Below are 25,421 nucleotides of genomic sequence, written 5' to 3'. Positions count from 1 at the left end.
CCGTCCGCGTCATCTCTCCGTTCGTCACGATCAAGCCCGGCCAACTGTATGGATCACCACCGTATGGGTAATGTTATCCATACAGATTGGCAAAATTGTACCACACTGTTCCTGTTCGCGCCAACTTCCGACCGTTATTGCAAGGGTCGAGCAAAGGGAGGATTCGATGGAACGAACAACTGCGGGATGGGGCAACGGTCTCATGGGCGTGATCATCTTCAGCGGATCGCTGCCAGCAACGCGCGTCGCCGTCCTGGATTTTTCGCCGCTGTTCCTTACCTCCGCGCGCGCGGCGATCGCCGCTTTGCTGGGCGCGGTCTTCCTGTTCGCGTTTCGGCAGGCGCGCCCCGGACGCAGGGATGCATTCTCGTTAGCCATCGTGGCGCTCGGCGTGGTGATCGGCTTTCCGCTGCTGACGGGGCTCGCGCTTCAACACGTCACGGCGGCGCACTCGATCGTCTTCATCGGCCTGCTGCCGCTCGCGACAGCCATCTTCGGCGTCCTGCGTGGCGGGGAGCAACCGCAACCGGCTTTTTGGCTGTTCTCGATCGTTGGAGCGGCGACGGTCGCCGGCTTTGCGCTTTCGCGAAGTGACGGCGGATCGCTCGTCGGCGATTTTTTGATGATCGCCGCCATTCTGCTCTGCGGGCTCGGCTATGCCGAAGGCGCGACGCTTTCGCGCCGGCTCGGCGGCTGGCAGGTCATCTCCTGGGCGTTATTGCTGTCGCTTCCGCTGATGGCCGCGATTGCCCTCTTCACTCTGCCGCAGAACTGGGACGGCGTTGGCGCTTCCGCCTGGATCGGCCTCGCCTATGTCTCGATCTTCAGTATGCTGGTTGGGTTCGTCTTCTGGTATCGCGGTCTTGCTCTCGGCGGCATCGCCGGTGTGGGCCAGTTACAGCTCCTTCAGCCTTTCTTCGGGCTGACACTGGCGGCCGTGTTCCTTCATGAACCGATCACCTGGACCATGATGGCATCCACGATCGTCGTCGTACTGTGCGTGGCCGGCGCCAAGCGCTTCGCCTGACCGCTTGCGTCCTCATCGACGTCAATCTGTGGGAAGAAATATGTCCGAAGAATTCTGCCCGTCTGAGGTAGCGGGTTGACGTGCAGGACGGCTCGTTCTGCCTTTCAAAAGAACCAGCTCCGCGGCTGCAGAAGCAAGCTAACCCTCACTGCGATTCGGCAGATGCGGAACGCCCGGCCGCTTCGACGACACCTGAACGCCCGGCGGGGCCGTTCAGGTCCGCTAGCGCGCCATGCACAGCACGAAATATGTGCGAGGGAGCTCAGATCAAACCGGCCTCGGTCGTGGCACGGCTCGCAAGCTCACACGGGCGCTTTTGCCTCCGCCACCATTTCTTTGACCGGTGGCACGACCTTTGGTCGCGTAGAGTTCGATGCTCTTCATCTGTCATGTCGCTATGGGTGCCGCGCAGCACGCGGACTCAAGGGAAACATCTATGCATCGTCGTTCCACGGATCGAACACCATCGCGCCAGGCGAGTTCGTATCCTTCACGTTGCGTGTGACCAGGTAGAGATCGTGCTCGATCGCGGTCGCGGCGAGCATCGTGTCGGTCACGGGCGGAGCATGGCGGCTCGCCCGCCTCACCTCGGCGGAAATCTGTCCGCAATGTCGAACTTCCGGATCACGATGCCAGGAAGAAGGCAGGGGGCGAAAGGGGCGGTGAGGGAAGGTGAGGGATGCCGATCGCATCCCGTCCCGCTGTCGGTCTTGCCGGGGCCGGTGGTCGGCGCAGCGGCTCCGCCGCCCTCCACTTCGTTTCGGCCTATGGGTGCGCCGGCCCCCTGAATTCCCCGGCTTCGGACCCCGTGACGGGCCGCGATGAGCGCGGCCTCCAACGGAGGTTCAGAAAATGAGCAGGAAGAAAGAACAAAGCCGCACTGACGTGTACGCGCGGATCACCGATCGCATCGTCGCCGACCTGGAGAATGGCGTGCGGCCTTGGGTGCAGCCCTGGAGCGCCGGTAATGCGACCGGCCGGATCACCCGACCGCTGCGCCACAATGGCGAGCCTTATACGGGGATGAATGTGCTGCTGTTGTGGTCAGAAGGGTTGGCGCGCGGGTTCACCTCGCCGATCTGGATGACCTTCAGGCAGTCGATCGAGCTCGGAGCCCATGTCCGCAAAGGTGAGTCGGGTTCGACGGTCATCTATGCCAGCCGGTTTACCAAGACAGAGACGGACGAACACGGCAGTGAGATCGAACGGGACATCCCGTTTCTCAAGGCCTACAGCGTGTTCAACGTCGAACAGATCAATGGTCTGCCGGAACACTTTTATAACCGGCCGGCGCCGATCCTCGATCCCGTCGAGCGGATCGAGCACGCCGATCGTTTCTTCGCCAACACCGGCTCCGTAATCCGGCATGGCGGTTCGCGAGCGTTCTATTCGCCGTCGAGCGATCATATCCAGATGCCGAAATTTGAGAGCTTCCGTGATGCCGCGTCATACGTGGCGGTGCTGAGCCACGAGCACATTCATTGGACGGCGGATTCCCGTCGCGTCGGCCGCGATCTCAGCCGCTACGCGAAAGATCGCAGCGAGACGGCGCGGGAAGAACTTGTCGCCGAAATTGGGGCGGCGCTCGTTTGCGCCGATCTTGGCATCGTCCCTGAACTCGAGCCTAGGTCCGACCACGCGGCTTATGTGGCAAGCTGGCTAACCGTTCTTTGCAACGATAGGCGTGCAATCTTCTCCGCTGCGGCCCATGCGCAGCGCGCGGTTGCGTATCTCCATAGCCTTCAGCCACGAGCCGAAAGCGAGCGGGAAGCGGCCTGATGTCTCATGCTCCGCGCGCGCGAGGGGTGGGCGTCATGCCCTCCCCAAACGCCCGGTGCGCGATGTCCCCTCGCGCGGTCGCGCATTCCACCATGCTCGTCGCGCTCGTTGCGCCTGGCGTCTTTGTAGGTCGCAAGCTAAGTCGAATTGAAAGGAGGCCCCGCCTCGCGGCCGATTCTCGCGGATGCCGTTCGCCATTGCGTTATGGCAGATCACCGAGGATGGCGCCTCCGCAATTGATCGGCGGCATCGAATGGTGCGGTGAGGTTCATCCGCAGGACAAGCACGTCGGCAGGCTCGTTGGCGATCTTGCCGCAGCGACCTCGATAGACGCGCCGAGAATGCTGACAGCGGCGATCCCTCGCGAGGGGATGCGCGGCGCCAAAGTGCCTGGTTGAGGAAAACCGCGTCTCGTTGCCTGTGCTCGTTGCCTCGAGATCCGAATGGCCAGCGGCGCCTGTCTTCATTCCACGTGCTTTCGCGACGGGCACACCCATCTGCGTCCTCGATAGAGGCTGGTCTGACCGAAGGCCGATCCCGCTACGCGGGCTCTCGATCTTGTCCCCGCAACGTCCGTCCTCGACTTTCTTCCCCTGGCGCTGCGCGCCATTCCTCGCGGTTCAAGAAAGTCGCTGCCGGCCGCCCTCCACGTTGTTTCGGCCCTTCGGGTGCAGGTCGATCGCCTCCGGTCTCACGACCGCCATCGAGGTCGCGATAGGCGCGGCCCGAGAAAACCAAGGGAATGAGACAATGGCTACCATCGGCACATTTACCTCCACGGGCAACGGCTTCTCCGGCGTCATCAAAACTTTGAACCTCAACGTCAAGGCCAAGCTGGTCCGCGTCGAGAACCCCTCCGAGAAGGGCCCGCACTTCCGCATCTTCGCGGGGGCGAGCGTCGAACTGGGCGCCGCCTGGCAGAAGGTCTCCAACGAGGGCCGCGACTACCTCTCGGTCAAGCTGGACGACCCGAGCTTCCCCGCTCCGATCTACGCCACCTTGATCCAGGTCGAAGGCGAGGAAGGCCTGCAGCTGATCTGGTCCCGGCCGAACCGGGACTGAGGCCACAGCCAGAGGGCTCCGCCGCGAGGCGGGGCCTTCTTCCTTTCAATTGGAGACGCCCTCATGACCGTCGACACCATCGAGGAATTGCGCGCCGAGCTGCGGGAATGCCTGTTCACGCCCGCGGAGCGCAAGGCGCTCGAAGCCGAACTGGCCGACCTCATCCGCCAGCGGAACGAAGCACTCGCGCCGAAGGAGGAGGGGGCGTAAGCCCCCTCGTCGAGCGACTTACCGCACGGCGTGCAACAGCTCCGCTCATCCGTTGAGGACGTCCTTGATGGCTTTGGCTGACGTGAAGGTGAGCTTCTTGGAAGCTGCGATCGCGATCGTTGCGCCGGTCGACGGATTGCGGCCCTCACGGGCAGGCGTGTCCTTGACCTTGAACTTGCCGAAGCCAGCGATACTTGTCTCGGACCCGCTCGCGGCTGCATCGGCGATGGCCTTGAACACGCCGTCGACGATTGCTTTCGCCTGTGTCTTTGTCAGGCTGTTCTCGGCGGCAATCTTCTCGGCAATCTCATTGGCGGTGGTCATGGGAACAGGCTCCATCTTGCTTCGATTTTCTTCCGTCTGACACCAAGACCGCCGGACGAACAGAGCAGACATCGGAAGCGGGAGCCGTAATCCCCGGAAAACTGACAAAACCTCAGACCTTCTCCTCAGCAGAGGCGTATCCGCGCCTGCGCTTGGCGCGCTCCAGCCGTTCGAACGCCTCGCCCGCTTCCGCGCTGTCCTCGAAGGTTCGCATCATGACCTGCCCGCTCGTGCCAATCCGGCCCCAGTTGCGGATTAGCGAGACCCCGCCGAACAGGGTCGGCTGGATCGAAAGCAAGTAGAACCGCCGCATGTTGCGGGTGGCGTCGATGCGGCGAAGGTGAAGCGGCCCTGGCTTGAGTTTCGGCATGCACGGATTCTCGCTTCCTGCGGACGCGAGGTCCAATGACTTCTTTGAATCGAACAGGCAGTTCGATTCATTTTTTTAATGCATCAATCGCACCGCGATGTCGCGCCAGTCCTTTGGAAAACACTTCCCTGATCGGGCGGCCGTTGCGCGGTTACCGTCCCAGCTTGCGGCCATATCGATCCTCGTCCATCACGTTGCCGGCGAGCGAGAACGCTCCCCGGTTGAGGAGTTTCTGCAGGAGGAATCTTGCATCTTCGCCCTTGGCTGGCTCCGCTTCACAACGCGGCGGGCTCAATTCCGGCGCATCGATGTCCACAATTCTGCTCTTCATACGAAGACGGCGAATGTCTCGGTCAGGATGTCGGGGTGCGACGCGATAACCGCCACATATGCCAATCGCCCCCAACATGCTCGACGGCGAGAGAAGTCCTCACCAATCCCCAGGGTGGCTTCCCTGAGGTTCAGACGACGGTATCTCACAGGTCTGTGATCTCGCCTGGAACGATGATAGATCCCGCTAAGGGTCACGGCGCGGTCGAAAAGAGCCAGGCGGCGGGCGCGGACCGTGAGTGACATGATCACCGGCGTAGCCCCAAATCTAGCTCTCCCAATTTAGCTCGCGTTCTGGCAATTTCGGCCTGATCAGGAGATGACAATGCCTAACCGAATTCCGCTCGACCCTAAACTGCCGAGGGCTTTCAACGAGACGCCGAACGACGCGCGAAGCCAGGCGCAGCTCGATCAATGGTGGGATCGTCCTTATGGTGTCACGTTGGCGGATGGCCGCATCGAGGTGCGGTGCCTGAATGGGGGCGCGTGGGACCGCTCGACTCATTTGGGCGTCGCGGACGATTACGATGCGGCATGCGCATTGGCCGAGGCGAAGCAGGCGGAGTGGCTCAAGTTCCGGGAGCGCCCCTGCGTTTGCTTCGATGCCGATCAGGTCTTGGTGGTCCGGCAGGCGCAGCGGCCAGATGAGGCGCCGCAGCAACTGGCGACGTTCCCTACGGCGGAAGCAGCAACTGACTATTTACGCACCAACTTCCCCGATGCGTAGCCGGATGTTGGGCCGTCCGCATGGGACAGGGATGTCATTCTCGAATTCGGTCTGCTTCGGCCGGCTCGAGAAATCCACACTCGCGGAATTGATCTTGTAGCCACAGCCCTAAGGCGCCAACACGGGTGAAAAAACGCCTCGCCGCTCAAGGTCGGCCGCACTTGACGTCCTCCGTACTCGCGCTCAATGCCGCTGATTGTGCGACCAGCACCGGCGGCGCCGCTTCGGGCGCAACCCTGCTCCGGATTCGCCCAGCTCGTCGCTCAAGTTCTGATCAACATCTTGCTCAAGATTGTCCTCTACATCCGCGCGCGCGATCCTGATCAGGCTTCTGACTTCGAGGGCCGTGTTGGCGGTTGTCCATCCTTGCAGGCCGGATGTCTCCTGGACCTCCTCATCGGTCGCAGCGAGGATTTCCTCGCTCAGTGCTTCGAGCAGGCGGGCCAGATCGAGGCTTGGATGCCAGCGTGTCATCACTTGCTCCAGATCCGTTGCTCGCGCAGCAGAGCCCGTCGCATCCGCCGTCGCGTCGTGTCGTAGTCGAGCTCGGATATGCCGTTGACTTTGCAGATCTCTCTGGCCGCCAGACCGTCGGCCATGCCCGCAATGATCTTCAGCGCCAGCGGATCGTCTTCGAACAGCCGATAGACGTTGGCCAACGTCTGCGCGGCGGCCAGGACCCGCTCCGGATCGGGCACTTCATCGGCCTCCTCGCTGGGCCAGCTTCGCTGGTCCGGATCATCGCGGCTCACAAGCAGCCGTTGCTCGAGCCGCGCACGCCGCCAATGGTCGTTGCAGATGCTGCGCATCACACCGGATAGGAACGCCAGGATGGGGACGTCGGGCGGCCAGGAACGCGAGCCATCGAGGACACGTGCAATCGCCTCGTGGAGGATATCGCTCCAGCCCAGCCCTCCCGGCAGATCGCGGCTCCACAACCGCGCCAGAGCTTTGAGCCGCACGAGCTCGAGATTGGACAGTGCATCGATGGCGGCTGCAACGTCGGCCGCGCGGCCAACTGCGTCATCAGCCCTGTAAGCTATCGTCAATCGTTCCATGGTCACACCATTATGCGCTTCTCCTGGCGCAGCGCGGACAGCGGTTGAAAAACTATTGACGTGTCCGCGTGGGCGGACTTCAGGCGCATCGTCTGTATCGCAACAGGGGAGCCTTCATGGACAACACGCTGGCAGCAGCGCGCCGCTGGTACGCCGAAGACCTGCGATACAAAGTCCCGGTCTTGCGTAACCCGCAGCTGATCGAGGCGTTTGCCTCTGTTCCGCGTGAGCAATTCGTCGGCTCCGGACCGTGGCGCATCATCTCGGACCCGTACAGCGACGCGTTCCTGACCCCAGATATCGACCCGCGCTGGCTTTACCATGACGTTCTCGTGACGATCGATGCGAGCCGCAATCTCAACAATGGCATGCCAAGCTTCTGGGCCCGCAACTTGGAGCATCTCGACATCGCACGCGGAGAACGCGTGCTCCAGGTCGGTGCCGGGACCGGATATTATTCCGCCGTGCTGGCTGAGATTGTCGGACCCGCTGGCCGCGTGACCGCAGTTGAAACCGACCCAATGCTGGCTTCGCAGGCCCGAGCGAATCTCGTGAACTGGCCGCAGGTCAATGTCGTCGCAGGCGACGGTCGGACGGTGGATGTTGGTGAACTTGACGTCATCGTCGTATTCGCCGGATCCACCCACCCATCCCGCCTCTGGCTTGATCGCCTGGTCGGAGGCGGCCGGCTTCTGATGCCGCTGACCGACCCTTGCTGGAGGGGCTTTGTTCTTCGCGTGATCCGGCGTCGAGACCGGTTCGAGGCCTCTTCGATTGGTGCCGTTTCTGTCTATCCTTGCATCGGCGGACGGGACGACGAGGCGGGAAGACGTCTGCACGTCGTGCTCGAAGGCCTGCCGCCCGGCAAAGTTCCGATTCGCGCACTGCATGTCGGTGATCCCAGCTCTGACGATGCCGAAAAGGTCTGGTTTCAAGCGGGAGGGTTTTGGTTGGAACGCGACGCCGCCGAAGCAGATGCCGCCGTCCTGAAATGATCGGGCTGATTTTCGATCGCGCTAAGCCGTCTCACACAGGGCATTCCTCGACTCAGACAAATTATCTCCCAAGACGGTCTCTCAGGACGCACGATTACGTATTGCGCCAAACCTCGACAATTTCTCGGAATACCTCGCGAAGCCGTGGCTTTAGCTTCGCAAGCCGCATCGGATCGACTTGCGGTCGGATCGGCTTGTCTATGTGCGTGCAATCCAGATACGTGGTGTAGCGCAGTTCGATCTGTAGCGCTTCCGTCGAAGAGTTGTGGTGTCTCCGGATCAGGTAGCCCCCCGAGAACGGCTCGTTGCAGACCGTCCGGAAGCGTTGTCGCTTGAAAGCATTGCTTGCCAAACTGGCCGTCTCTTGCCGACACGACGTGCTCCGTAGGTCACCGATGCAGACATCGTCTGCGATCGGTCCAAAGAACGCGTGCAAGTCAAGGAGCAGAACCCGCTCACAAACTATCAGCATGCGGTCAATAAGCTCGGACAGCGCTTCATGGTAAGGTGAGTGATACTTCACCAGCCGTTGCCGAAGACTCTGTTCATCCGGAGGCTTCCGATAGATGGGCGTTCCATCAAACATCGAATCGGAAATCACGGCCTCGTTGAAGGAACCAAATAACAATCCTTCAGGATCTCGGTTTAGATCGGTGACATACCGACTGTGTGTAGCCGCAATAGTCGTAACGCCCAATTCAGGCAGGAAATCGTAGATCAGCGGGAGATGCCAGTCAGTGTTTCTCAGCCAGTTCAGATGAAGTGGCGTGAATGCATCGGCGATTGATAGCGGGACGAAGGTGCCGCTGTGTGGTATGCTGGCAATGACGGGGAGGGATTTCTTCGGAGCTGGTCGCTCTATTCGATATAGCTGCTCGCACTCTCCATTCGGACCAGCTGATGGATCATTCATGGATAGCGCACCTTCGCTGTGGAATTGGCTGGGGTATGTACTCATTAAGCGATCGGCCGAAGAGCAGACATTGCCCATGGTCAAAGAAGGGCAAATGTCGACGTGTAGAAGGCTAGGATATGCTCGCCAAAACGATCTCCCGTAGTACGCGCGTCGGCGGAATCCACTGATCTTCGGCCCCGTAGTTTCCGGCCGTCAAAGCGATCACGAGCTGCAACGCAGGAATGATGAACAGGCGTTGACCGCCTTCCCCCTGTGCCATCCACATGCGCTCTAGGCGGCCGGCCGCCCACCCCTTCGGCTTCCCAAAAGCTACATCGAGAAGAAACCATTGATATCCGTAACGGCGAAGCTCGTCGGAACTGATCACCGGCGTCGTGCAGCGCGTGATCCACTCCGCGGGAACGATCTGTTGGCCATCAAGCTGCCCCGCGGAGAGCATCAACGTTCCGACCCGTGAGAGGTCGCGAACCGACATGCGGGCGCCTGACGCGGCGAATGGCTCGCCATCAGGCCCACTGGCCCATTGCGTCGGTCCCATGCCGAGCGGATCGAAAAGAAACTCGCGTGCGAAGTCATGCAGTGACTTCCCTGACCCTTTTGCGATTAAGCGCGCGAGCAACGCAGTCGCTCCGCCACAATAGCTCCAGTGCGCACCGGGCCTATCGACAATTGGTCGCTCCAAAATGTAACGATAACGGTCGGCAGCGTTGTCCATTGCGGTTTCGCTGTTGCGCGGATCGACATAAGGTAAGCTGCTCTCATCCCAATCCGTGCCCATCGTCATTGAGAGCGCGTGATGGACGGTCACGCGCGAGCGTTCCTCATTGGCAATATCACGATACTCAGGGAATCCGGAAAGCAGGCTCGCCTCCGGCGCAGGTACCCTCCCTTGTTGAAGAGCGATCCCATAAAGCAAAGCCACGATGCTCTTCGAGCAGGATCGCAGATCATGGAGCGTCTCCGCTGTAAACTTAACCGTTCCGAGGTCGCCAACACCTCTCTCGCGATCCTGACCTTCGAAATAGCGCTCGACGATCAGCTTTCCGTTCTGAAAAACAACGACACCATGGATATTCCACACGCGCCGCTCAGCGACTGCTTGATCGAGCCGTCGGATCACGTCAGTGGCGAATTTATCAGGCGGGAATTGAGCCGTTGCTGCCGCAACGCCCGCAGGATTGGCGGACACCACGGCTGCTGCTCCTAGTCCTGAAAGTATCTGGCGACGATTTGGCACGGCCGAACGACCTCATCTTGCGATGTCTCCCCTATATCAAACAGACGCCTTCCAGTGAAGGTCAGCACTGGGGTCATGAACGCCAAAACTCCGAGAGAGTATAATGCGTCGGCTACGAGGCGGACAGCGACCATACGTTTCCTCGGCGAGCCAGGCTGAGCCTGACCTCCAAGTCGTGATTCAACCCCGTGATCAGGGGCACGAATCACGCGTGACAAGCTCGCTGACGAGGAGTGGGGGCCATCAAGCCAATGCTACCGAGCAAGCCCGTAAAGACAAGGAACGGTCCGACATGTCATGTCGTGTTCTGGCCCTTCCGCCTTGAAGTGGCCGTGCCCGGGGCGACTTGAGGGAACGGCGTAGCGGTCCTCCAGGAGAGCGCGGGGAGCGAATTGGATATGCAAGCGACACAACGAATCTGCTTTGTTGGTTTTTCCTCGGCGTCATTCTTCATTGTCGGCGTCGGCATCGTCTTGCCGGCCTGGATCGCGTTCCACGCGGGCGGATCGAGCCTGGTTGGCGTTGTGTTGCTAACCTCGAGCGTCGCTGGATTCGTTCTCGCGCCGCTCAGCGGGTACATCGTCGACCGATACAGCCGTCTCACAGTCACCGCGGCGGGACAAGCGATCAGGGCTTCCGGTCTTCTTGTCTTGTCCTTGGTGCAAGTCCTGCCCGAAGGGCTCTCACGTCCACTCCTGGTTTTATCAGCCGTTCTCGGGGCGTTAGGCTACGCGCTGCTGGCAGGCGCGATGAGCGGCCTGCTCCAGTCACTCATTCCCGAAGCCGAGCGCATGATATCCAACATGCGGCTGTCCTTCTTCAATCAGGCGGGGCTTGCCATAGGGACAGGTGCCGCTGGCTACGCAATCGATCGCCTCGGCAGCACGACTGCGGCGGTCCTGTCTGCCTGCATTGCGTTGGCCATTCTGCCTCTGCTCGGGACGCTCACGCGGACCCCAAGCGGTCACAGGTCGATGAAAGGCCTGACCCCGCTTTCCGCCTCGCGTGAAGCGTTGCGCTATCTTCTGAACGAGCCGCAAAGCCTGTCCGCCGCGGTCACGGTGGGGCTGGCGTTCGCCGTGATCCAGATCACAAATCTGTTGTTGCCTGGCTTCGTTATCCATTCGCTTGGTGGGGGCAGCAATCTCTTCGGCACACTTGAGATGACGGCCGCGATCGCCGGCATGGCCGCTCTCGCTATCGCTGGGATGCCGATGTTCGCCAGGAAACTGGCCGGAGCAACAGCGACCATTCTCGCTGGCGCCGCGGCCGCCTTGATCGCGCTATCCTTCGTGACCAACCCGCTGGTTGCTATTGTGCTGTATGCAGTTGCTGGAATGCTTTGGAACCTGTCACGGGCAGCCGCGAACGGAGATCTTTTGACCGTTGTGGATTCGGCGCTGATCGGACGCGTTCAGGCGTTCACGACTTTGCTGACGGGCGGTCTCGGTGGGGTCATCTTCCTTCTGCCAACCTTGGTCCCCAACGCAACTGAAGCTGGCCTCTACGTGGCCTGTGGGGTGACGATCTTCATCGCCACCGCGCTCGTTGGCCTATGGACCGGCCGCGGCAGACGCCCGCGCATTTGAGTGCTCATGCTTTCGGAGGGGCGTATCGGACCTCCGCTGTCTCCCTGAGACTGACGGCCGAAACGATGTGAGGGATGATCTGCCGCCTTGATGTTCAAGGTTGGGCTTTGCGACCGGTGAACGTCGAAGTTCACAATTCCATCCGCACAATTCGATCGGCTCACCGCCGAGCCCATGAGGCAGAAAGTTTCGGCTCACGCTTCGAAAATCGCATCGTTGGTAGAAGGCCTTGGCGTCGATCGTCGCCTCGAGTCTGGCCCGCCCGCGCCTGCGCTAGCCCGATCTCAACAGCCGAGGGCCGAGTCCCGACACCTGCAAGGCAAGCCGTATCGCGGCGATCACGGGGCCGCCGGGCGCCCATCATCATGAGCGCTTGAGTTGGGACGCAATCAGAGGAATCGCCGTGTAACCGGCTTCGAACTCGGCTCAGACCGGGAAAACTCGGTCTCCTTCTGAACAGGAAGGCGCAGCTCCCTTGCGCGCTCGCTGCGCTCGGCTTGCTGAAATGCAATTTCTTTGCGTACAAACTTCTCTAGCTCGTCTTCTGCGGTTCGCCTGAAATGCTCGCGCGGCGTTCTGGCAATCCCTTTCCGTTCAGTCATAATCTCGCTCCCCGAAATCGATTACAATACGGCAACAGGGAACCCGGCGCTAGGTTTTCTGGGTGCATGCAAGACGGCGGGTCAGAGGCCCGCCTGCGGCCACACAATATCAGGCGCCGGACGCCTTTGCGAGCGTGTTCCGATATCCGGCACGGACATGCCGGCCCAGGCCCAAGTTTCCATTTCGACTTCCTCGATGACAACGAAGATCGCGCAATACTCCTCCCGTGATCAATGAGGGATCGTGCGAGCCCCTTCGAGGACGGCTCTAGTGGCGCCACGGAACGGCTCTCCCGGAGTCCGCACGCGGTCTCCGCCCATTCGCGTGACGATCCTCTCGTGGGTCATCGGCGACTTCACGATGATCAGCGACGGCGGCCAGCTTCTTTCCGGTAGAATCTATTCTCTCCGACGCTCGCCCGCATGTCGGCGCGCCGGAACCAGATGGCGCGTCCGCATCGCAGCGGTGGGTTCCCGGCGGTGAAGATGATCTGCTCATCGGTCCGCATCCGCAGGACCTCGTGTGGCAGTATGAGCGGCCGGCGCGCGAGCTGCTTGGATCGCGTCCGGGAGGAACCGGACATCTGCGAGGACTGGCTCAGCTGGTCAACCTCGACCGTCGTGTCGCCGCAACGCTTCGAGATATAGTCGGCCGTCTCGGGATCATTGATCGCCGAGAAGGAGATCCATGACGCGCTTTCGAACCATTTGCTGGTCGCGTCGCGCCCGCCATAGGCCTCCCGCATCTGGCCGATCGACTGGTAGAGCATCAGTAGGGTGATGCCGTATTTGCGTCCCGCATCGCGCGCAGTTTCGAGAATGCGTAAGTACCCGAGACGGGCGACCTCATCGAGCAGGAACAGGGTGCGACCGTTTACTTCGCCATTGCGATTGTAGATGGCGTTGAGCAGCGAGCCGATGACGACCCGGGCGAGACCGGCATGGTTCTCCAGCGTCTTCAGGTCGAGATTGATGAAGATGTCCGCACCGCCATCCGCGAGCTCGGCCGTCGTGAAGCTCGCCCCAGACACCAGCGCGGCATAGTTGGCATAGGAGAGCCAGTGGGTTTCCTTCACCGCATTTGCGTAGACGCCGCTGAAGGTCTCCGGCGTCATGGCGATGAAGGGCGCGACATTCTCCTTCACGAATCCGGACTCCGAGTTGTCGTAAATCGTCTGAAGCCGCTGGCGCAATTTCGGTTCCGGCTCGGACAAATTGGCGCGGACCTGGCGAAGGTGCTGGTCCTTCTTTTCCGTATGACCGGACAGGCAGACATCGGCGATCAGTGCGGTCAGCAGCTGCAACGCCGAGGCACGAAAGAAGTCGTCCCGCGCCGAGCCCTGGCGCGGAGTGTCGGTCATGACCCATGATGCGACGGCGGCAATGTCCTCTTCCTTGGTCGCGCCGTGCTGGCCGATCCAATCGAGCACATTGAAGCCGATTGTCGAGGAGCGCGGGTCAAGGACAAAGACCTGCCGGCCTGCGTCCCGCCGGTGCGCGCTCACCATTGGCGCGACCTCGTTGGAGGGGTCGAGGACGACCAGCCCGCCGCCCCATTTGAGGGCTGTCGGCACCGTGATCGATGTTGTCTTGAACCCGCCGGAACCGGCGAACACAATGCCGTGCGACGAGCCGAAGGAGCCATCGAAACAGAGCAAAGGCGACTTGCCGCCGACGCCCCATGTCTCGGCATCATCGGCGCGGAAGGACTGGTCGGCGACGGCATCCCGATCGACGCGATAGCGCTCCCCGACCACGATGCCACCTGACTCCGGGAACAGCCGCGCAGCCTCGGTCATTGTCATCCAGTCGGACTCGCCATGGATGGCTCGCCGGCCGCGGACACGGCGCGGAGCGGCGGCCGCGAAGGCGGTGTTGCCCTTCATCGCGACGCGCAGCCCGAATACAGCCACGAGCGCCACGATGGTCGCGCCCACGATGGTCGCCGGATCGGCGTAGGCGAGAAGGCGGTCTCGGGTCGGCACCGCGCCGGCGAAGGAGTGCAGGCGCGCGGTCTCCCGTGAAGCGGCGATCGCGACGACAATCACGCCGCCGAACACGACGCCCCAGCCGGCGGAGCGGATCGCCGTCGCGCCAGCGGCCGCGAACAGGAAGACCACCCCGCTCGCGGCGGCCAACACATAGGGCATGGCGATGCCAATCCGGCCAAGCACCAGGCGCGCGTTCGGCGTTGCTCCGAACTTCGCAAACCAGGCTTCGACGCCGGTGGCGGCAAGGCATAAACCCGCCATCAGAACGGTCGGCGCGATCGCCAGCGCGATCTTATTTGCCTTCATGGCCGAACGCCTTCGCGCCGATCGCCATCAGGCGCTCGCGTTCCGACTCATTGCCGCGAAGCCGCTCCTTGGCGTCGATCAGCAGACCCAGCAGCAGCGCGCGCTTCTCGTAGCGCAGCCCGGCCTTGGCGATCAGGCCACCGAGCTCGATCTTCTCCCGCGTGTCCTTCTTGCGGACGTCAGTAGCGTCGGAGCGGCGCATGCGTTCAGCCCTGTTCAGCCACGCCCGAAGACGCGCCAAACGTGACCGTCGGAGGCGTCTTCGTGGTTCGGGAGCCACCCGCGCGAAAGCGGTTGGCGATCTCCTCGAAGGCCGACAGCAGCGCCTCCTCGTCAATCTCGAACTCGCCGATGCCGGCCTTCAGCGCGATCCGGCCGATCCGCTCGGCCTCCCGCGTTTCAGCCTGCTTCAGCTGCTCCTGGAGGCGAGCGATTTCGTCCCTGATCTGCCGCGAGGGTTTCTTCATTCCGGAAGACCTTTCCTATCTGCTTTGCGCGAAGCGCCAGACAGGAAAGCCGGGGTGAGCGCGAAGCGCGACCCGGGTAATTAACGGGGTCGGCGAAGCCGACGCTTTGGAAGATCATCCCGCCGTTCCGAAGGAGCGGCTTCCAAGGGCGCAGTTATACGTCGCTGGCGCGACGTCCTGCTTCCCGCCCCGAATAGGCGAGGCCGATCCGGACGAACAGAGTGTTCGTTCGCTTCGGGATCGCGCCTGCCGTGGCTATCACCCATTTCACCGTCCAGATCATCGGCCGCGCCAGCGGACGCAGCGCCGTTCTGTCGGCCGCGTACCGCCATTGCGCCCGCATGGAGCACGAGGCGGAGGCCAGGGCCGTCGACTACTCGAACAAGCGCGGCCTGGCGCATGAAGAATTCCTCCTGCCAGCGGACGCGCCGGTCTGGGCCCGCACGCTGATCGCCGACCGCTCCGTGGCGGGCGCGGCCGAAGCGTTCTGGAACAAGGTCGAAGCCTTCGAGAAACGATCCGATGCGCAGTTCGCTCGCGAAGCGATCATCGCCCTGCCGGTGGAGCTCACGACTGAACAGAATATCGCTCTCATGCGCCAGTTCGTGGCGCAGGAGATTTTGTCGCGTGGACAGGTCGCCGACTGGGTCTATCACGACGTGTCAGGCAATCCGCATGTCCACCTGATGACGACGCTGCGGCCCCTGACAGAGGACGGTTTCGGCGGCAAGAGGATCGCTCTGCTCGGCGAAGACGGCACTCCACTCCGCACCGAGGCCGGCAAAATCCGCTATGCGCTCTGGGCCGGTGACAAGCAGGAGTTCCTGGCGCAACGGGCGCGGTGGATCGATCTGCAAAACTACCATCTTGCACTCGCCGGCCTCGACGTTCGTGTCGATGGCCGTTCCTATGCCGAGCGCGGCATCGACCTCGTCCCGACCACCCATATCGGTGTCGCGGCAAAAGCGATCGATCGGAAGGCGAAGCTTGAGGGTGCGGGGCCGGGGCTTGATCGGCTGGCGGTCTTCGATGAGAGCCGGGCCGAGAACGCCCGCCGCATCGAGCGCCGGCCGGAAATCGTGCTCGACCTCGTCAGCCGCGAGAAGAGCGTCTTCGACCAGCGCGATATCGCCAAGGTGCTGCATCGCTATGTCGATGATCCCGGCACCTTCCAGCTCCTCCTGCACCGCATCCTCGAGAGCCCGGATGTCGTACGGTTGCAGGCCGATAGCATTGACTTTGCAACCGGCGCGCGGGTGCCGGCGAAGCTTACGACGCGCGAGCTGATCCGGCTGGAAGCCGATATGGCGCGACGCGCGATCGGCCTCGCCAGGACCGATAGCTTCGGTGTCCAGGAGAAGGTCTTGGGCGAGGTGCTGGCGCGGCATGCGCAGCTCTCGGTGGAGCAGCGCGCGGCGATTGAGCATGTCATGGCGCCGGCGCGGATCGCGGCCGTGATTGGCCGCGCTGGCGCCGGCAAGACGACGATGATGCGCGCGGCGCGCGAAGTGTGGGAAGCGGCCGGGCACCGCGTCGTCGGCGCGGCGCTTGCCGGCAAGGCTGCCGAAGGCCTGTCGCGCGAAGCGGGGATCGTCTCGCATACGCTGGCGTCGTGGGAGCTGCGCTGGCAGAACGGCCGTGACGCCCTCGATGGGCGGACCGTCATGGTGATCGACGAGGCCGGCATGATCGCTTCGCGGCAGATGGCGACCTTTGTGGAAGCCGTATCGCGGACTGGGGCAAAACTGGTTCTGGTCGGCGATCCCGACCAGCTCCAGCCGATCGAGGCGGGCGCCGCCTTCCGGTCGATCTCCGAGCGCATCGGCTATGCCGAGCTCGAGACCATCTATCGCCAGCGCGAGCAATGGATGCGGGACGCTTCGCTCGATCTCGCGCGCGGACGCATCGCCGATGCCCTCTCGGCCTATGGCGCCCAGGGCCGCATTCTCGGCTCCGAGCTCAAGGCCCAGGCGATTGACAACCTGATCGCGGACTGGAACCGCGATTACGATTCGGCCAAGACCTCACTGATCCTGGCGCATCTGCGCCGCGATGTGCGCGCCCTCAATGACCTGGCACGCGGCAAGCTGATCGAGCGCGGCCTCCTCGAGGAAGGACATGCGTTCCGGACCGCGGACGGCGAGCGCCGCTTTGCCGTCGGCGATCAGATCATGTTTCTGCAGAACGAGGGCTCGCTTGGTGTCAAGAACGGCATGATCGGCAAGGTCGTGGAAGCCGAGCCCAGGCGCTTCATCGCCGAGCTCGGCGAGGGCGAGCATCGTCAGCGGGTCGAGGTCGATCAGCGGTTCTATCGCCACGTCGATCACGGCTACGCCACCACCATTCACAAATCCCAGGGCGCGACCGTCGACCGGGTGAAAGTGCTGGCGAGCCTCTCGCTCGACCGCCACCTGACCTATGTCGCGATGACCCGGCATCGCGAGGACGTGGCGCTCTATTACGGCCGTCGGTCGTTCGGCTTCAACGACGGGCTGATCGCAGTCCTCTCACGGCTAAACGCCAAGGAAACCACCCTCGATTATGCCGGCGGCCGCCTCTTTCGCGACGCGCTGCGCTTCGCCTCCAACCGCGGCCTGCACATCGTCCAGGTCGCCCGCACGCTCGTCCGCGACCGTGTCCGCTGGACCATCCGCCAGAAGGACAAGGTGGCCCGACTCGCACGACGCTTGCGCGTCGTCGGCGAAAAACTAGGGCTGGCCAAAGCACGCACATCAACCGTCACCGCCACAAGGAAGGAGGCCCCACCCATGGTCGCCGGCGTCACCACGTTCCCCAAGTCCCTGGTCGATACGGTCGAGGATAAGATCCTCGCCGACCCCGCCGTCAAGAAGCAATGGGAGGATGTCTCCGCGCGCTTCCGTCTCGTCTTTGCCGATCCCGAGCGGGCGTTCAGGACGGCAAACTTTGACGCCATCCTGAAGGATCCCGCCGCGGCCACTTCGACGCTCCAGCGTCTGGCTTTGAACCCCGAATCCTTTGGGGCGCTCCGCGGCAAGGTCGGTCTGCTGGCGGGTAAGGCCAAAAGCCAAGAGCGCCAACGGGCCGAGGCCAATGCGCCCGCACTGAAGAAGGATATCGAGCGCTACTTACGTCTTCGCGCCGAGGCCGAGCACAAGCATGCGGCTGAGGAGCGCGCGATCCGGCACCGCGTCGCCATCGACGTCCCTGCTCTGTCGCGCGATGCGCGCCGTGTGCTCGAGCGCGTGCGCGATGCCATTGACCGGAACGACCTGCCGAGCGCCCTGGAGTTCGCGCTGGCGGACCGGATGGTGAAGGCGGAAATCGAAGGCTTCAACAAGGCGGTCGCCGAGCGGTTCGGCGATCGGACCTTCCTGCCGAACGCCGCCAGAGAGCCGAACGGCCAGGCCTTCGAGAAGGCAGCGGCCGGCATGGATCCTGCGCGTCGCGACCAACTGAAAGAGGCCTGGCCCGCGATGCGTGCCGCGCAGCAACTCGCAGCAGGGGAACGCACCGCGCAGGCTCTCAAGCAGGCCGAAGCGCAGCGCCTGACGCAGCGCCAGGGACAGACTCTGAAATGAGTGCTCGACGCGTCCCTGTGATGATCCTGGCGGCCGGCGCCGGCCTCATGATTGCCCTGGCGTTTGCAGGCTGCTGCGCAGGACTGCGCATCAACATGACGCCGAGCTACCCGCGGGGTCTCTGGCAGATCGAGACGCTGGATCGGGCCGCCGCCGCTGGCGATCTCGTCTTCATCTGTCCGCCCGACACGGCCGAGTTCGAACGCGCATTTGCGCGCGGTTACATCCGGCGCGGACTTTGCGCCGGCGGCCTGAGCCCGCTCATCAAGACCGTCGCCGCGATCGGCGGCCAACAGGTTGATGTGGCTGATCAGGTCTCGATCGACGGCCGTCCGCTCCCCGGTTCCGATATCCGGCATACCGATGCTGCAGGCCGTCCTCTCGCGGTGTTTGCCGGCGGCGTCATTCCTGCCGGCGACCTCTATCTCCATTCCGATTTCGTAGGTTCCTATGATTCCCGATACTTTGGACCGATCCCAGCATCTGGCGTCCTCGGCCTCGCGCGGCCGATTCTCACCCTCAGCCCATAGCGACTGGCGCACAGCGGCATTGGTCGTCGCGGCCGCGGTGGTGGGCGCCGTCGCCTGGAGCGGTCAGGCGCTCACCTTGCCGCTCGGCTGCGCCTTTCCAAGGTTGTGGTCATCGGCGCGATCGCGAATCGCTGCAGCAATGGTCTCGGCGGCCTATTTCCTTGCGGCATCGCGCGGATTGCCGCAGGGGGCCGTCAATTTCTACGGCACTGATGTCGGCTTCGGCATAGCCTTGTGGCTCTGCGCCGCGGCAGCCTTCGTTCTCGTCCATGCCGTCGCTTGGCAAGGGCAGCCGGGATGGGGCAGGGCGCTTCGGTTTGCCCTTGCGGCGATCTTGATGAGTGTGCCGCCGTTCGGGATCGTCGGATGGGCGCAGCCCGTTACAGCGGCTGGCGTTCTGTTTCCAGGTTGGGGCTGGTGGGGATTGGCTGCGACAGCAGCCATCCTGCTCACGATGACAACGCCCAAGTGGCCGATCGCCGCGCTCGTCGCGACCGGCTTTTGGACCTGGTCGGCTTCGCATTGGGTCGCACCGTCGGAACCTGACGGCTGGGTCGGACTCGATACCAAGCTTGGCAGCGCGCTCGGCCGGGCCCCGGACCTCGATGAATCCCAGGCGCTTCTGCAGCGCGTGCGCGAAGCGGGCGCGGCCGGAGCTCGCGTTGTCGTACTCCCCGAAAGTGCGGCCGGGCTGTGGACGCCGACCACGAGCAGCTTCTGGATGGATGGTCTGCGCGGCACCGGCATCACGGTGATCGTCGGCGCCGCGATCGTCCAGCGCGAAGGCTATGACAACGCCATGATCGAGATCGGCCCCAGCGGCGCGCACGACCTCTATGGCGAACGTATGCCGGTCCCGGTCTCCATGTGGCAACCCTGGCTCGCCTGGATCGGGCAGGGTGGCGGGGCCAGGGCTACCTTTTTCGGCAATCCCGTCGTCGAGTCCGCCGGCCGCCGCGTCGCACCGCTGATCTGTTACGAGCAGCTGCTCGTCTGGCCCGTGCTGCAGTCCATGCGCCATTCGCCCGACGTGCTCGTCGCCATCGGCAACGACTGGTGGACCGCCGAGACCAGGATCCTCGCAATCCAAAAGGCCAGCACCCAAGCCTGGGCGCGCCTGTTTGCGCTGCCGCTCGTGCTCTCGTTCAACACCTGAAGGGGGATCATCATGATCGATGCCGCGACCATCCACCAATGTGCCGATCCCGGCCTGAAGCCCGCGATCGTCGAAAAGTTCATTCGGGCGGTCGGATCGCCCGATCCGCTCGCCGTCACGATTCGCGCCGGCAACCGCGTCATCCTGGTGACGCCACCCAAGTCGCCGGATGACGCCATGGAGCTGGTCCGTCGTTACGTCGGCCAGGCTATGGTCCGTGTTGGCGTCACCCAATACCCGGCCGGACTCGGCGTCGCCGACGTCGCCGAGCTCAAACCCGACCTCCTCGACGCCTGCGCGAATATCAGGATGGGCACTGCGCTTTTCGGCAAAGTCTACCGCATCGTCACCAAATGGTATGGCGCGCTGCTCGACGAGGCGTTCGGCGATGCGATCGACGCCTGGAAGACCGGCTATTTCGACGGGAAGTACGTGTTCGACCAGCCCGATCCTGGCCACCTCCCGGCCCGCAAGGGGGCGTCGGACGCTGGCGACAAGCCCGTGGGCGACGATGACGCGGCAAGGCCTGCGAGCAGTCCGGACAATGGGACCCCACACGACAAGCAGCCGGATGATCCCAACAAGGCGGGCATCCGGATTGATTTGACTGGCATCGGCGTCGGCAAGTCGAAATAGGCTGGAAAGCCAGAGTCCAATGGTGGATAGGCGGCAGCGCTACGTGTCGGCCGTTAGTTCCTTCCGGCCGATTCTGCGGAGCATGCGTCGCCGCTCTGACGGGTGTTCGCATATTCGCTCATGCGCGCGAGGCTCGGCGACACAAGGTCGCTTTCCAGGTGCTCATTCTCTTCCGCCGGGCATCCGACAGGTTTGTCACCGATCAACGGCACACCTTTCACAGAGCCCGGCTCTTGGTCGCTCAGGCCACACCAACTTGGCCGAATTCGCCGCATTCTGCTCGGCTAGCGCCCAGCCTCTCTTCAATCTATAAGGAGCCGCAGGGCAGTACGCGCTGCCTCGGGGCTTAGAAACCCCTCGATTAGCGGTTGGTGCCGGCCGTGACGGCACCGGGATCCTCTGACCTAACGGCCGGGGGCCTGTGACGTATGTCCAGGCGCCTCGGTGCTAAAGGTCATAGGGACCGTCTAATCGCGGTTTTCTAACCCCCGGCTTAGATCAAGGGGATTGTCGTCGGCGGGGGCGCACCGCGGACCAAGTCTGTGTGAGAATTGTGGTATCGAACAATGATGATGATCCGCCCGGCGCCGGGCTCAATTGCAATCTTGGGCACATTTTCGGGGAAATGGCGCAACCTGAGCTTGAGCGCCTGACCGTCGACGCCATTCGCGAATACCGTGCTAGCGTCGCGCTCGCCGAAGCCGCCAGACTGGAACGGGTAGCCGCGGAGGCCGATCCAGATTGTTGTCCCGAACGCCGAGCGGAGCTCCAACGAATCCATGAACATGCGGAGGCCGAGCATCGGGCGCGTCAGCTTGTCCTCAATAACCTGATCGATCGCCTCGGCTACGTTCCCAAAGTCCCAGCCGGCTAATCGTTGCGACTCAGAGGGTCCCCGCCGAGTAGGAACCGTCCGGTGAACGTGTCACGATAGACCAATTAGATTAACTTCTTCTCCATGGCGATGCGGACAGCCTGCTGGAGATTGCTGGCGCCGAGTTTATCGCGCGCGTTATCCAGATAGAACTGGACTGTTCGCGGCTTGATCCCGAGCAGATCCGCAATCACGTTCATCGACTTGCCGTGTGACGACCAGCTGAGCGAGGTCGCTTCCTGCGTCGACAACGTCACATTCCCTGTTTTGAAGGACGACTCAGACGCTAGGCTGAGGTGAACATGAATGTAAGCGAGTGCCAATGCCGCCTGCATCGGATCCCATGGTGGGACCTCCACCCGCCGCCGATCTGATGCGAGTGTGATCATTGCGGTGCGGCCATAGCTTGTCCTGATCGGAACGGAAACGCCGGACCGTATGCCGAAGTCAGTTGCCTCCGAATAGAATTGTTTGATCTCCCGCGAGCTCCTCCGTACGTCGCGCTCCTCCGCCGACCAGGCGAACATCCGCATGCTGCGCTTGGCGGTCGTCACGACAGGGTCGATGATCGTGTACTGCTTTGCAAAATAGAGGTTCAGCCATTCCGCAGGATAATCGCTGAAAGCAACCGCGTCATCGGCGTGAACATGAATGTAGGCGTAGCGATCGAAACCCGATGAGACAGTGAACTTCTTGAGCGCGTTGCGAATGGAGCGCTCGTCGTGTGCCAGATCGACGGCGTCGATCAACCCCTGCAATTGCGCGTCCAATGTAAATTTATCCTCGTCTCTTTCTTGTTGTTGTTGCGAGTATCAGCGAGACGCCGACCTTTCTCGTCGAATGAGCATCATAATGCTCTCATCCCTCTGAATCGATGATCGTTTGGAGTGACGCTCCTTACTTACTTATTTCCATCCCGGTCGTCCTGCGCATGCCCGTACGCGTTCTGATCCTGGCGCTGACTTAAACCACTCTCTTCAAACCAGAGCTTCAATTCCTGTGGCGGTGGAACTGCACTCGGTTCTGCATTGCTCGCGCACGTGCAGCCTCGCACAGGCGCTTTCATCGTGCAGGCGAACCGGGAACTCGCACCTTCTGTCCTATGCTGAGGACGAGAACGGCCCAGGCTTACGAACCGCAGGCGTGTCCAGAGTCACTCAGTATCGATGTGTCCTCCCCTCGTCATCATTCGATTGGCTTGAGCCATTTACCGCATGATCGAAGAATTGACTATATGCGTCGCGTTGTAGTTGCGGCATGCCAACTATGACGTCCTGCATAAACTTCTTGAAGGGGCGGTGACCGGTCACTGAACTTGTATCCAGTGGGCATTTAGAATCCCCGGTTTTGTACGCGCGCGTCGCGGGTGGACCAACGGGCGATCGGCGAGGCTGGTCGGACTTACGCAGCCGATCGTCCGTTGCGGTGTGAGTGTTTCAGCGAGGAGTGTGGGCGCTCCTGTTGTAGGGGGCCACCCGTGCGAAGACTTGGTCCGTGCTGTTGCGATCGAATGGATCTTAGATTGCCGGTCGAGGGCGACAGATTGCGGACCGTCATGATTCTCGATCATGCTCTGTCGAAAAGAGCTCATTCCGCGGGATAACCGCTGAAGCAACGGCATCGTCAACGCTAACATGAATGTAGGCGGAGCGATCGAAGCCGGATGAGACAGTAAAATTCTTGAGCGCGTCGCGGATGGAGCGCTCGTCGTGTGGCCAGATCATAGATCGATTCCCCTCTGCAGTTGCCCATCCAACCGAATCTTCGTCTTCTTGTTCTGAACATTACCGATTCCAACCTAGCTCGTCGGAGGAGCATCAAGACTTCTGCTTCGATGACCTTTCGAACGAGTCGACGGATTCAATCCCCCTTAGCTTGCCTATTGATCTCCATTCGACCGCCACCTCCCGGGATTCCCGGAATTCTCGACGAGCTGAACCGGCTTTCCTTCCCCTACCGCTGGTCGACACGCGCTGTCCTCCTCGACAAGACGGAGGCGGTGAAACTTTTGTCCAGGGTCCGCCGGCGGGTAGTTCGCTAAGCGAAAGTTGATTGCCGCCATCGTGCCGTTGCATTTGAGCGCCGTCTCAAACCGGTTCGCGGTGCGACCGCCCCCGCCGAATGACGTTCAGACGGCCTATCTGAACGACCTTTGTCAGATCGCGCGGACGGTCTCAGTCGAGACGCCAAGCGCCTCAGAACTGGTTCGTCCGCAGCGTAGGATTGGCTTCAACACCAATATCCGAGTGGCGCATAAACACCAACTAATGTCTAACATGCGACATTTTTATGTTGCATATCCAACAAAACGAGGCCAAGCTAGACGTATGGAGGTGTGCGCCTTTGTCCGACTACGGATTCTTCAAATCTGATTCGACAGCCGAGCTGCTCGACAAATCCACGAAATCACTGGCTCGCTCCCTGGAATGGACCAGCTTTTTCGAAGAAGCCCTATTCCCGCGGGCCATGCTCTACGGAATTCTCGAAGAACTGCGCTGGGCTCTCGTCTCCTTCGCCATGGCCGTATCGTCGGCGCCCACGACGCTCGAAATCGCCAAAAACGCCTTCCTGGCGGATGAGTTTCGAGATGACGTCGCAAACTTCCATGGCGGGAGATCGCCTGCGTCGCATGGCTTCAACAAGAGGGGATGACGAGATGTCCGAAGCCGCGACGATCAAGCAGGTCGAAGAGGCGATTGCTGCCGTCCCGGGATGGGATAAGACTAAGGTGACCAAGCGTCCCCTCGTAGGAGGATTGCTCAATTCAAACTGGCTCGTTCACCATGCCGGTACCGATTACTTCCTGAAGGTTTTCGGGATTGGATCGGATAGCTTTGTCGATCGCAAGCTGTCCAACGAGGCCGCGTCCAGGGCGCATGCCATAGGCATCACGCCTCGCGTCGAGTTCTTCAGTCTTGAGAAGGGCGCCGAGGTCATTGAATTCCTGCAGGGGTACCGCGCCTCGACGAACGCCGACTTCGCGCGCAAGGACTTTCTCTCCTCAGTGATCGGTCTCTACCGGCAGCTCAATGCATGCGAGCGTTTATCGGTCACAAAGGACGTGTTCGCGATGACCGATGAGCATATCCAGCAAGGCGACGCGCTCGGCGCCATCAGGCCCGCCGACTTCGAGTGGCTGTCCTGTCAGTATCAACGCGCAAAGGCGGCCTTCGTCGCTTCCGGCCTCGATCTGGTTCCCTGCCATAACGATCCGATGCCGGGCAACTTCATGGTCAAAATGTCTGACCAGAACCAGATCGTGGACATGAAGATCATCGATTTTGAATTCGCGTCGAACAACGAGCGGGCGTACGAAATCGGCGTATTCCTCGGCGAGGTCTTCGTGGACGAGGAAACAACGCTCGAATTAATCGAGCAATATTACGGAACGGTACGGCAGGAATTGGTTGCCCGCGTATGGGTGGCGCGCGCGGTCGCCGACATGAAGTGGGGCTCGTGGGCCGTTCAGCAAAGGCAGATGTCGAACTGGGATTTCGACTACCAGAAATACGGCATTTGGAAATATGCGCGGGCGCGCAAGCTGTTCGACGACCCGAGATGGAACGATTGGCTCCGCTACATCTGAGTGCTCTGGCGGACAAATCGCGCCAGACAGACCATAGTCATCGCGAACTTCATTTGGACATGCGATGAGCGCATGAAGCCGCATTCTTT

Annotated in this window: 27 protein-coding genes; 14 read left to right on the top strand and 13 right to left on the bottom strand. The window is 61.9% G+C overall.

The window, feature by feature from the left end; translation table 11 throughout:
* Positions 1–166: 166 nt before the first annotated feature.
* Positions 167–1,027, top strand: coding sequence for a DMT family transporter (locus JJE66_RS34795; protein ID WP_200520394.1), 861 nt, complete (start codon positions 167–169; stop codon positions 1,025–1,027).
* Positions 1,028–1,461: 434 nt separating this feature from the next.
* Here the strand turns inward: JJE66_RS34795 and JJE66_RS38560 are convergent, their stop codons facing one another.
* Positions 1,462–1,584 (bottom strand): hypothetical protein, encoded by a 123-nt coding sequence (locus JJE66_RS38560; protein WP_283818552.1) that lies wholly within the window; start codon positions 1,582–1,584, stop codon positions 1,462–1,464.
* A 295-nt stretch (positions 1,585–1,879) separates the two neighbouring features.
* Here JJE66_RS38560 and JJE66_RS34785 point away from each other — a divergent pair, with 295 nt between their 5' ends.
* From JJE66_RS34785 to JJE66_RS34775, 3 genes are all read left to right on the top strand, one after another.
* Complete coding sequence (locus JJE66_RS34785) at positions 1,880–2,806, top strand: ArdC family protein (protein WP_200520305.1); 927 nt, start codon at positions 1,880–1,882, stop codon at positions 2,804–2,806.
* 750 nt (positions 2,807–3,556) lie between these two features.
* Complete coding sequence (locus tag JJE66_RS34780) at positions 3,557–3,868, top strand: DUF736 domain-containing protein (RefSeq protein WP_200520304.1); 312 nt, start codon at positions 3,557–3,559, stop codon at positions 3,866–3,868.
* A 63-nt stretch (positions 3,869–3,931) separates the two neighbouring features.
* A complete protein-coding gene (locus JJE66_RS34775) occupies positions 3,932–4,078 on the top strand; it encodes a hypothetical protein (RefSeq protein ID WP_200520303.1) in 147 nt (48 codons plus the stop codon).
* Positions 4,079–4,123: 45 nt separating this feature from the next.
* Here JJE66_RS34775 and JJE66_RS34770 read toward each other — a convergent pair whose 3' ends face one another.
* The 3 genes from JJE66_RS34770 to JJE66_RS34760 form a co-directional block, all read right to left on the bottom strand.
* The gene (locus JJE66_RS34770; protein WP_200520302.1) at positions 4,124–4,402 is read right to left on the bottom strand and encodes an HU family DNA-binding protein; all 279 of its coding nucleotides are present in this window, start codon (positions 4,400–4,402) and stop codon (positions 4,124–4,126) included.
* Positions 4,403–4,514: 112 nt separating this feature from the next.
* Positions 4,515–4,772, bottom strand: a complete 258-nt coding sequence (locus tag JJE66_RS34765; RefSeq protein ID WP_200520301.1) for a WGR domain-containing protein — start codon at positions 4,770–4,772, stop codon at positions 4,515–4,517.
* A 151-nt stretch (positions 4,773–4,923) separates the two neighbouring features.
* Positions 4,924–5,088, bottom strand: a complete 165-nt coding sequence (locus tag JJE66_RS34760; RefSeq protein WP_200520300.1) for a hypothetical protein — start codon at positions 5,086–5,088, stop codon at positions 4,924–4,926.
* 339 nt (positions 5,089–5,427) lie between these two features.
* Here JJE66_RS34760 and JJE66_RS34755 point away from each other — a divergent pair, with 339 nt between their 5' ends.
* Positions 5,428–5,829 (top strand): hypothetical protein, encoded by a 402-nt coding sequence (locus JJE66_RS34755; protein ID WP_200520299.1) that lies wholly within the window; start codon positions 5,428–5,430, stop codon positions 5,827–5,829.
* A gap of 183 nt (positions 5,830–6,012) precedes the next feature.
* Here the strand turns inward: JJE66_RS34755 and JJE66_RS34750 are convergent, their stop codons facing one another.
* Complete coding sequence (locus JJE66_RS34750) at positions 6,013–6,303, bottom strand: hypothetical protein (RefSeq protein WP_200520298.1); 291 nt, start codon at positions 6,301–6,303, stop codon at positions 6,013–6,015.
* Positions 6,303–6,791, bottom strand: a complete 489-nt coding sequence (locus tag JJE66_RS34745; protein WP_311980233.1) for a hypothetical protein — start codon at positions 6,789–6,791, stop codon at positions 6,303–6,305. The genes JJE66_RS34750 and JJE66_RS34745 overlap by 1 nt, the downstream gene beginning before the upstream one ends.
* A gap of 212 nt (positions 6,792–7,003) precedes the next feature.
* Here JJE66_RS34745 and JJE66_RS34740 point away from each other — a divergent pair, with 212 nt between their 5' ends.
* A complete protein-coding gene (locus JJE66_RS34740) occupies positions 7,004–7,882 on the top strand; it encodes a protein-L-isoaspartate O-methyltransferase (protein ID WP_200520297.1) in 879 nt (292 codons plus the stop codon).
* A gap of 94 nt (positions 7,883–7,976) precedes the next feature.
* On the opposite strand, the gene JJE66_RS34735 is transcribed toward JJE66_RS34740, so the two are convergent.
* Together JJE66_RS34735 and JJE66_RS34730 are read right to left on the bottom strand one after the other, a co-directional pair.
* Entirely contained in the window at positions 7,977–8,795 is an 819-nt protein-coding gene (locus tag JJE66_RS34735; protein ID WP_200520296.1) for an N-formylglutamate amidohydrolase, read from the bottom strand.
* A gap of 112 nt (positions 8,796–8,907) precedes the next feature.
* Positions 8,908–9,990 carry a serine hydrolase gene (locus JJE66_RS34730; protein WP_200520295.1) on the bottom strand — a complete coding sequence of 361 codons (1,083 nt, stop codon included), beginning with the start codon at positions 9,988–9,990 and terminating at the stop codon, positions 8,908–8,910.
* A 443-nt stretch (positions 9,991–10,433) separates the two neighbouring features.
* Here JJE66_RS34730 and JJE66_RS34725 point away from each other — a divergent pair, with 443 nt between their 5' ends.
* Positions 10,434–11,624 carry an MFS transporter gene (locus JJE66_RS34725; RefSeq protein ID WP_200520392.1) on the top strand — a complete coding sequence of 397 codons (1,191 nt, stop codon included), beginning with the start codon at positions 10,434–10,436 and terminating at the stop codon, positions 11,622–11,624.
* 389 nt (positions 11,625–12,013) lie between these two features.
* On the opposite strand, the gene JJE66_RS34720 is transcribed toward JJE66_RS34725, so the two are convergent.
* The 4 genes from JJE66_RS34720 to traC all read right to left on the bottom strand — a co-directional run bounded on the left by JJE66_RS34720 (position 12,014) and on the right by traC (position 14,990).
* Entirely contained in the window at positions 12,014–12,226 is a 213-nt protein-coding gene (locus JJE66_RS34720) for a hypothetical protein (RefSeq protein WP_200520294.1), read from the bottom strand.
* A 365-nt stretch (positions 12,227–12,591) separates the two neighbouring features.
* Positions 12,592–14,523, bottom strand: coding sequence for a Ti-type conjugative transfer system protein TraG (gene traG / locus JJE66_RS34715; RefSeq protein WP_200520293.1), 1,932 nt, complete (start codon positions 14,521–14,523; stop codon positions 12,592–12,594).
* The gene (gene traD, locus JJE66_RS34710) at positions 14,510–14,725 is read right to left on the bottom strand and encodes a type IV conjugative transfer system coupling protein TraD (RefSeq protein ID WP_200520292.1); all 216 of its coding nucleotides are present in this window, start codon (positions 14,723–14,725) and stop codon (positions 14,510–14,512) included. The genes traG and traD overlap by 14 nt, the downstream gene beginning before the upstream one ends.
* A 4-nt stretch (positions 14,726–14,729) precedes the next feature.
* Positions 14,730–14,990 carry a conjugal transfer protein TraC gene (traC, locus tag JJE66_RS34705; RefSeq protein WP_200520291.1) on the bottom strand — a complete coding sequence of 87 codons (261 nt, stop codon included), beginning with the start codon at positions 14,988–14,990 and terminating at the stop codon, positions 14,730–14,732.
* A gap of 251 nt (positions 14,991–15,241) precedes the next feature.
* Between traC and traA the strand changes: the two genes are divergently transcribed.
* From traA to JJE66_RS34680, 5 genes are all read left to right on the top strand, one after another.
* Positions 15,242–18,550, top strand: coding sequence for a Ti-type conjugative transfer relaxase TraA (gene traA, locus JJE66_RS34700; protein WP_200520290.1), 3,309 nt, complete (start codon positions 15,242–15,244; stop codon positions 18,548–18,550).
* The gene (gene traF, locus JJE66_RS34695; protein ID WP_200520289.1) at positions 18,547–19,080 is read left to right on the top strand and encodes a conjugative transfer signal peptidase TraF; all 534 of its coding nucleotides are present in this window, start codon (positions 18,547–18,549) and stop codon (positions 19,078–19,080) included. Before traA ends, traF begins: the two co-directional genes overlap by 4 nt.
* Complete coding sequence (locus tag JJE66_RS34690; RefSeq protein WP_200520288.1) at positions 19,001–20,236, top strand: conjugal transfer protein TraB; 1,236 nt, start codon at positions 19,001–19,003, stop codon at positions 20,234–20,236. The genes traF and JJE66_RS34690 overlap by 80 nt, the downstream gene beginning before the upstream one ends.
* A gap of 12 nt (positions 20,237–20,248) precedes the next feature.
* Positions 20,249–20,872, top strand: a complete 624-nt coding sequence (locus JJE66_RS34685) for a TraH family protein (RefSeq protein WP_200520287.1) — start codon at positions 20,249–20,251, stop codon at positions 20,870–20,872.
* A gap of 553 nt (positions 20,873–21,425) precedes the next feature.
* Positions 21,426–21,746, top strand: coding sequence for a transcriptional repressor TraM (locus JJE66_RS34680; protein WP_311980229.1), 321 nt, complete (start codon positions 21,426–21,428; stop codon positions 21,744–21,746).
* A gap of 65 nt (positions 21,747–21,811) precedes the next feature.
* Here JJE66_RS34680 and JJE66_RS34675 read toward each other — a convergent pair whose 3' ends face one another.
* Positions 21,812–22,516 carry an autoinducer binding domain-containing protein gene (locus tag JJE66_RS34675; protein WP_200520285.1) on the bottom strand — a complete coding sequence of 235 codons (705 nt, stop codon included), beginning with the start codon at positions 22,514–22,516 and terminating at the stop codon, positions 21,812–21,814.
* Positions 22,517–24,089: 1,573 nt separating this feature from the next.
* On the opposite strand from JJE66_RS34675, the gene JJE66_RS34670 reads away from it, so the two are divergent.
* Both JJE66_RS34670 and JJE66_RS34665 read left to right on the top strand, forming a co-directional pair.
* Positions 24,090–24,398 (top strand): hypothetical protein, encoded by a 309-nt coding sequence (locus JJE66_RS34670; RefSeq protein ID WP_200520284.1) that lies wholly within the window; start codon positions 24,090–24,092, stop codon positions 24,396–24,398.
* A gap of 4 nt (positions 24,399–24,402) precedes the next feature.
* Positions 24,403–25,332 (top strand): choline kinase family protein, encoded by a 930-nt coding sequence (locus tag JJE66_RS34665; RefSeq protein WP_246756782.1) that lies wholly within the window; start codon positions 24,403–24,405, stop codon positions 25,330–25,332.
* Positions 25,333–25,421: the final 89 nt, after the last annotated feature.

The organism is Bradyrhizobium diazoefficiens (assembly GCF_016612535.1).
Lineage (GTDB): Bacteria > Pseudomonadota > Alphaproteobacteria > Rhizobiales > Xanthobacteraceae > Bradyrhizobium > Bradyrhizobium diazoefficiens_C.
This window is presented reverse-complemented; position numbering and strand designations above follow the sequence as displayed.

What these genes read in the sequence shown, in the direction of transcription:
- JJE66_RS34685 (WP_200520287.1), top strand. Translation starts at nt 20,249, where the DNA reads ATGATCGATGCCGCGACCATCCACCAATGTGCCGATCCCGGCCTGAAG.
- JJE66_RS34755 (WP_200520299.1), top strand. Translation starts at nt 5,428, where the DNA reads ATGCCTAACCGAATTCCGCTCGACCCTAAACTGCCGAGGGCTTTCAAC.
- traF (WP_200520289.1), top strand. Translation starts at nt 18,547, where the DNA reads ATGAGTGCTCGACGCGTCCCTGTGATGATCCTGGCGGCCGGCGCCGGC.
- traC (WP_200520291.1), bottom strand. Translation starts at nt 14,990, where the DNA reads ATGAAGAAACCCTCGCGGCAGATCAGGGACGAAATCGCTCGCCTCCAG.
- JJE66_RS34720 (WP_200520294.1), bottom strand. Translation starts at nt 12,226, where the DNA reads ATGACTGAACGGAAAGGGATTGCCAGAACGCCGCGCGAGCATTTCAGG.
- JJE66_RS34780 (WP_200520304.1), top strand. Translation starts at nt 3,557, where the DNA reads ATGGCTACCATCGGCACATTTACCTCCACGGGCAACGGCTTCTCCGGC.
- traD (WP_200520292.1), bottom strand. Translation starts at nt 14,725, where the DNA reads ATGCGCCGCTCCGACGCTACTGACGTCCGCAAGAAGGACACGCGGGAG.
- JJE66_RS34740 (WP_200520297.1), top strand. Translation starts at nt 7,004, where the DNA reads ATGGACAACACGCTGGCAGCAGCGCGCCGCTGGTACGCCGAAGACCTG.
- JJE66_RS34665 (WP_246756782.1), top strand. Translation starts at nt 24,403, where the DNA reads ATGTCCGAAGCCGCGACGATCAAGCAGGTCGAAGAGGCGATTGCTGCC.
- JJE66_RS34765 (WP_200520301.1), bottom strand. Translation starts at nt 4,772, where the DNA reads ATGCCGAAACTCAAGCCAGGGCCGCTTCACCTTCGCCGCATCGACGCC.
- traG (WP_200520293.1), bottom strand. Translation starts at nt 14,523, where the DNA reads ATGAAGGCAAATAAGATCGCGCTGGCGATCGCGCCGACCGTTCTGATG.
- JJE66_RS34735 (WP_200520296.1), bottom strand. Translation starts at nt 8,795, where the DNA reads ATGAATGATCCATCAGCTGGTCCGAATGGAGAGTGCGAGCAGCTATAT.
- JJE66_RS34795 (WP_200520394.1), top strand. Translation starts at nt 167, where the DNA reads ATGGAACGAACAACTGCGGGATGGGGCAACGGTCTCATGGGCGTGATC.
- JJE66_RS34785 (WP_200520305.1), top strand. Translation starts at nt 1,880, where the DNA reads ATGAGCAGGAAGAAAGAACAAAGCCGCACTGACGTGTACGCGCGGATC.
- JJE66_RS34725 (WP_200520392.1), top strand. Translation starts at nt 10,434, where the DNA reads ATGCAAGCGACACAACGAATCTGCTTTGTTGGTTTTTCCTCGGCGTCA.
- JJE66_RS34750 (WP_200520298.1), bottom strand. Translation starts at nt 6,303, where the DNA reads ATGACACGCTGGCATCCAAGCCTCGATCTGGCCCGCCTGCTCGAAGCA.
- JJE66_RS34770 (WP_200520302.1), bottom strand. Translation starts at nt 4,402, where the DNA reads ATGACCACCGCCAATGAGATTGCCGAGAAGATTGCCGCCGAGAACAGC.
- JJE66_RS34775 (WP_200520303.1), top strand. Translation starts at nt 3,932, where the DNA reads ATGACCGTCGACACCATCGAGGAATTGCGCGCCGAGCTGCGGGAATGC.
- JJE66_RS34690 (WP_200520288.1), top strand. Translation starts at nt 19,001, where the DNA reads ATGATTCCCGATACTTTGGACCGATCCCAGCATCTGGCGTCCTCGGCC.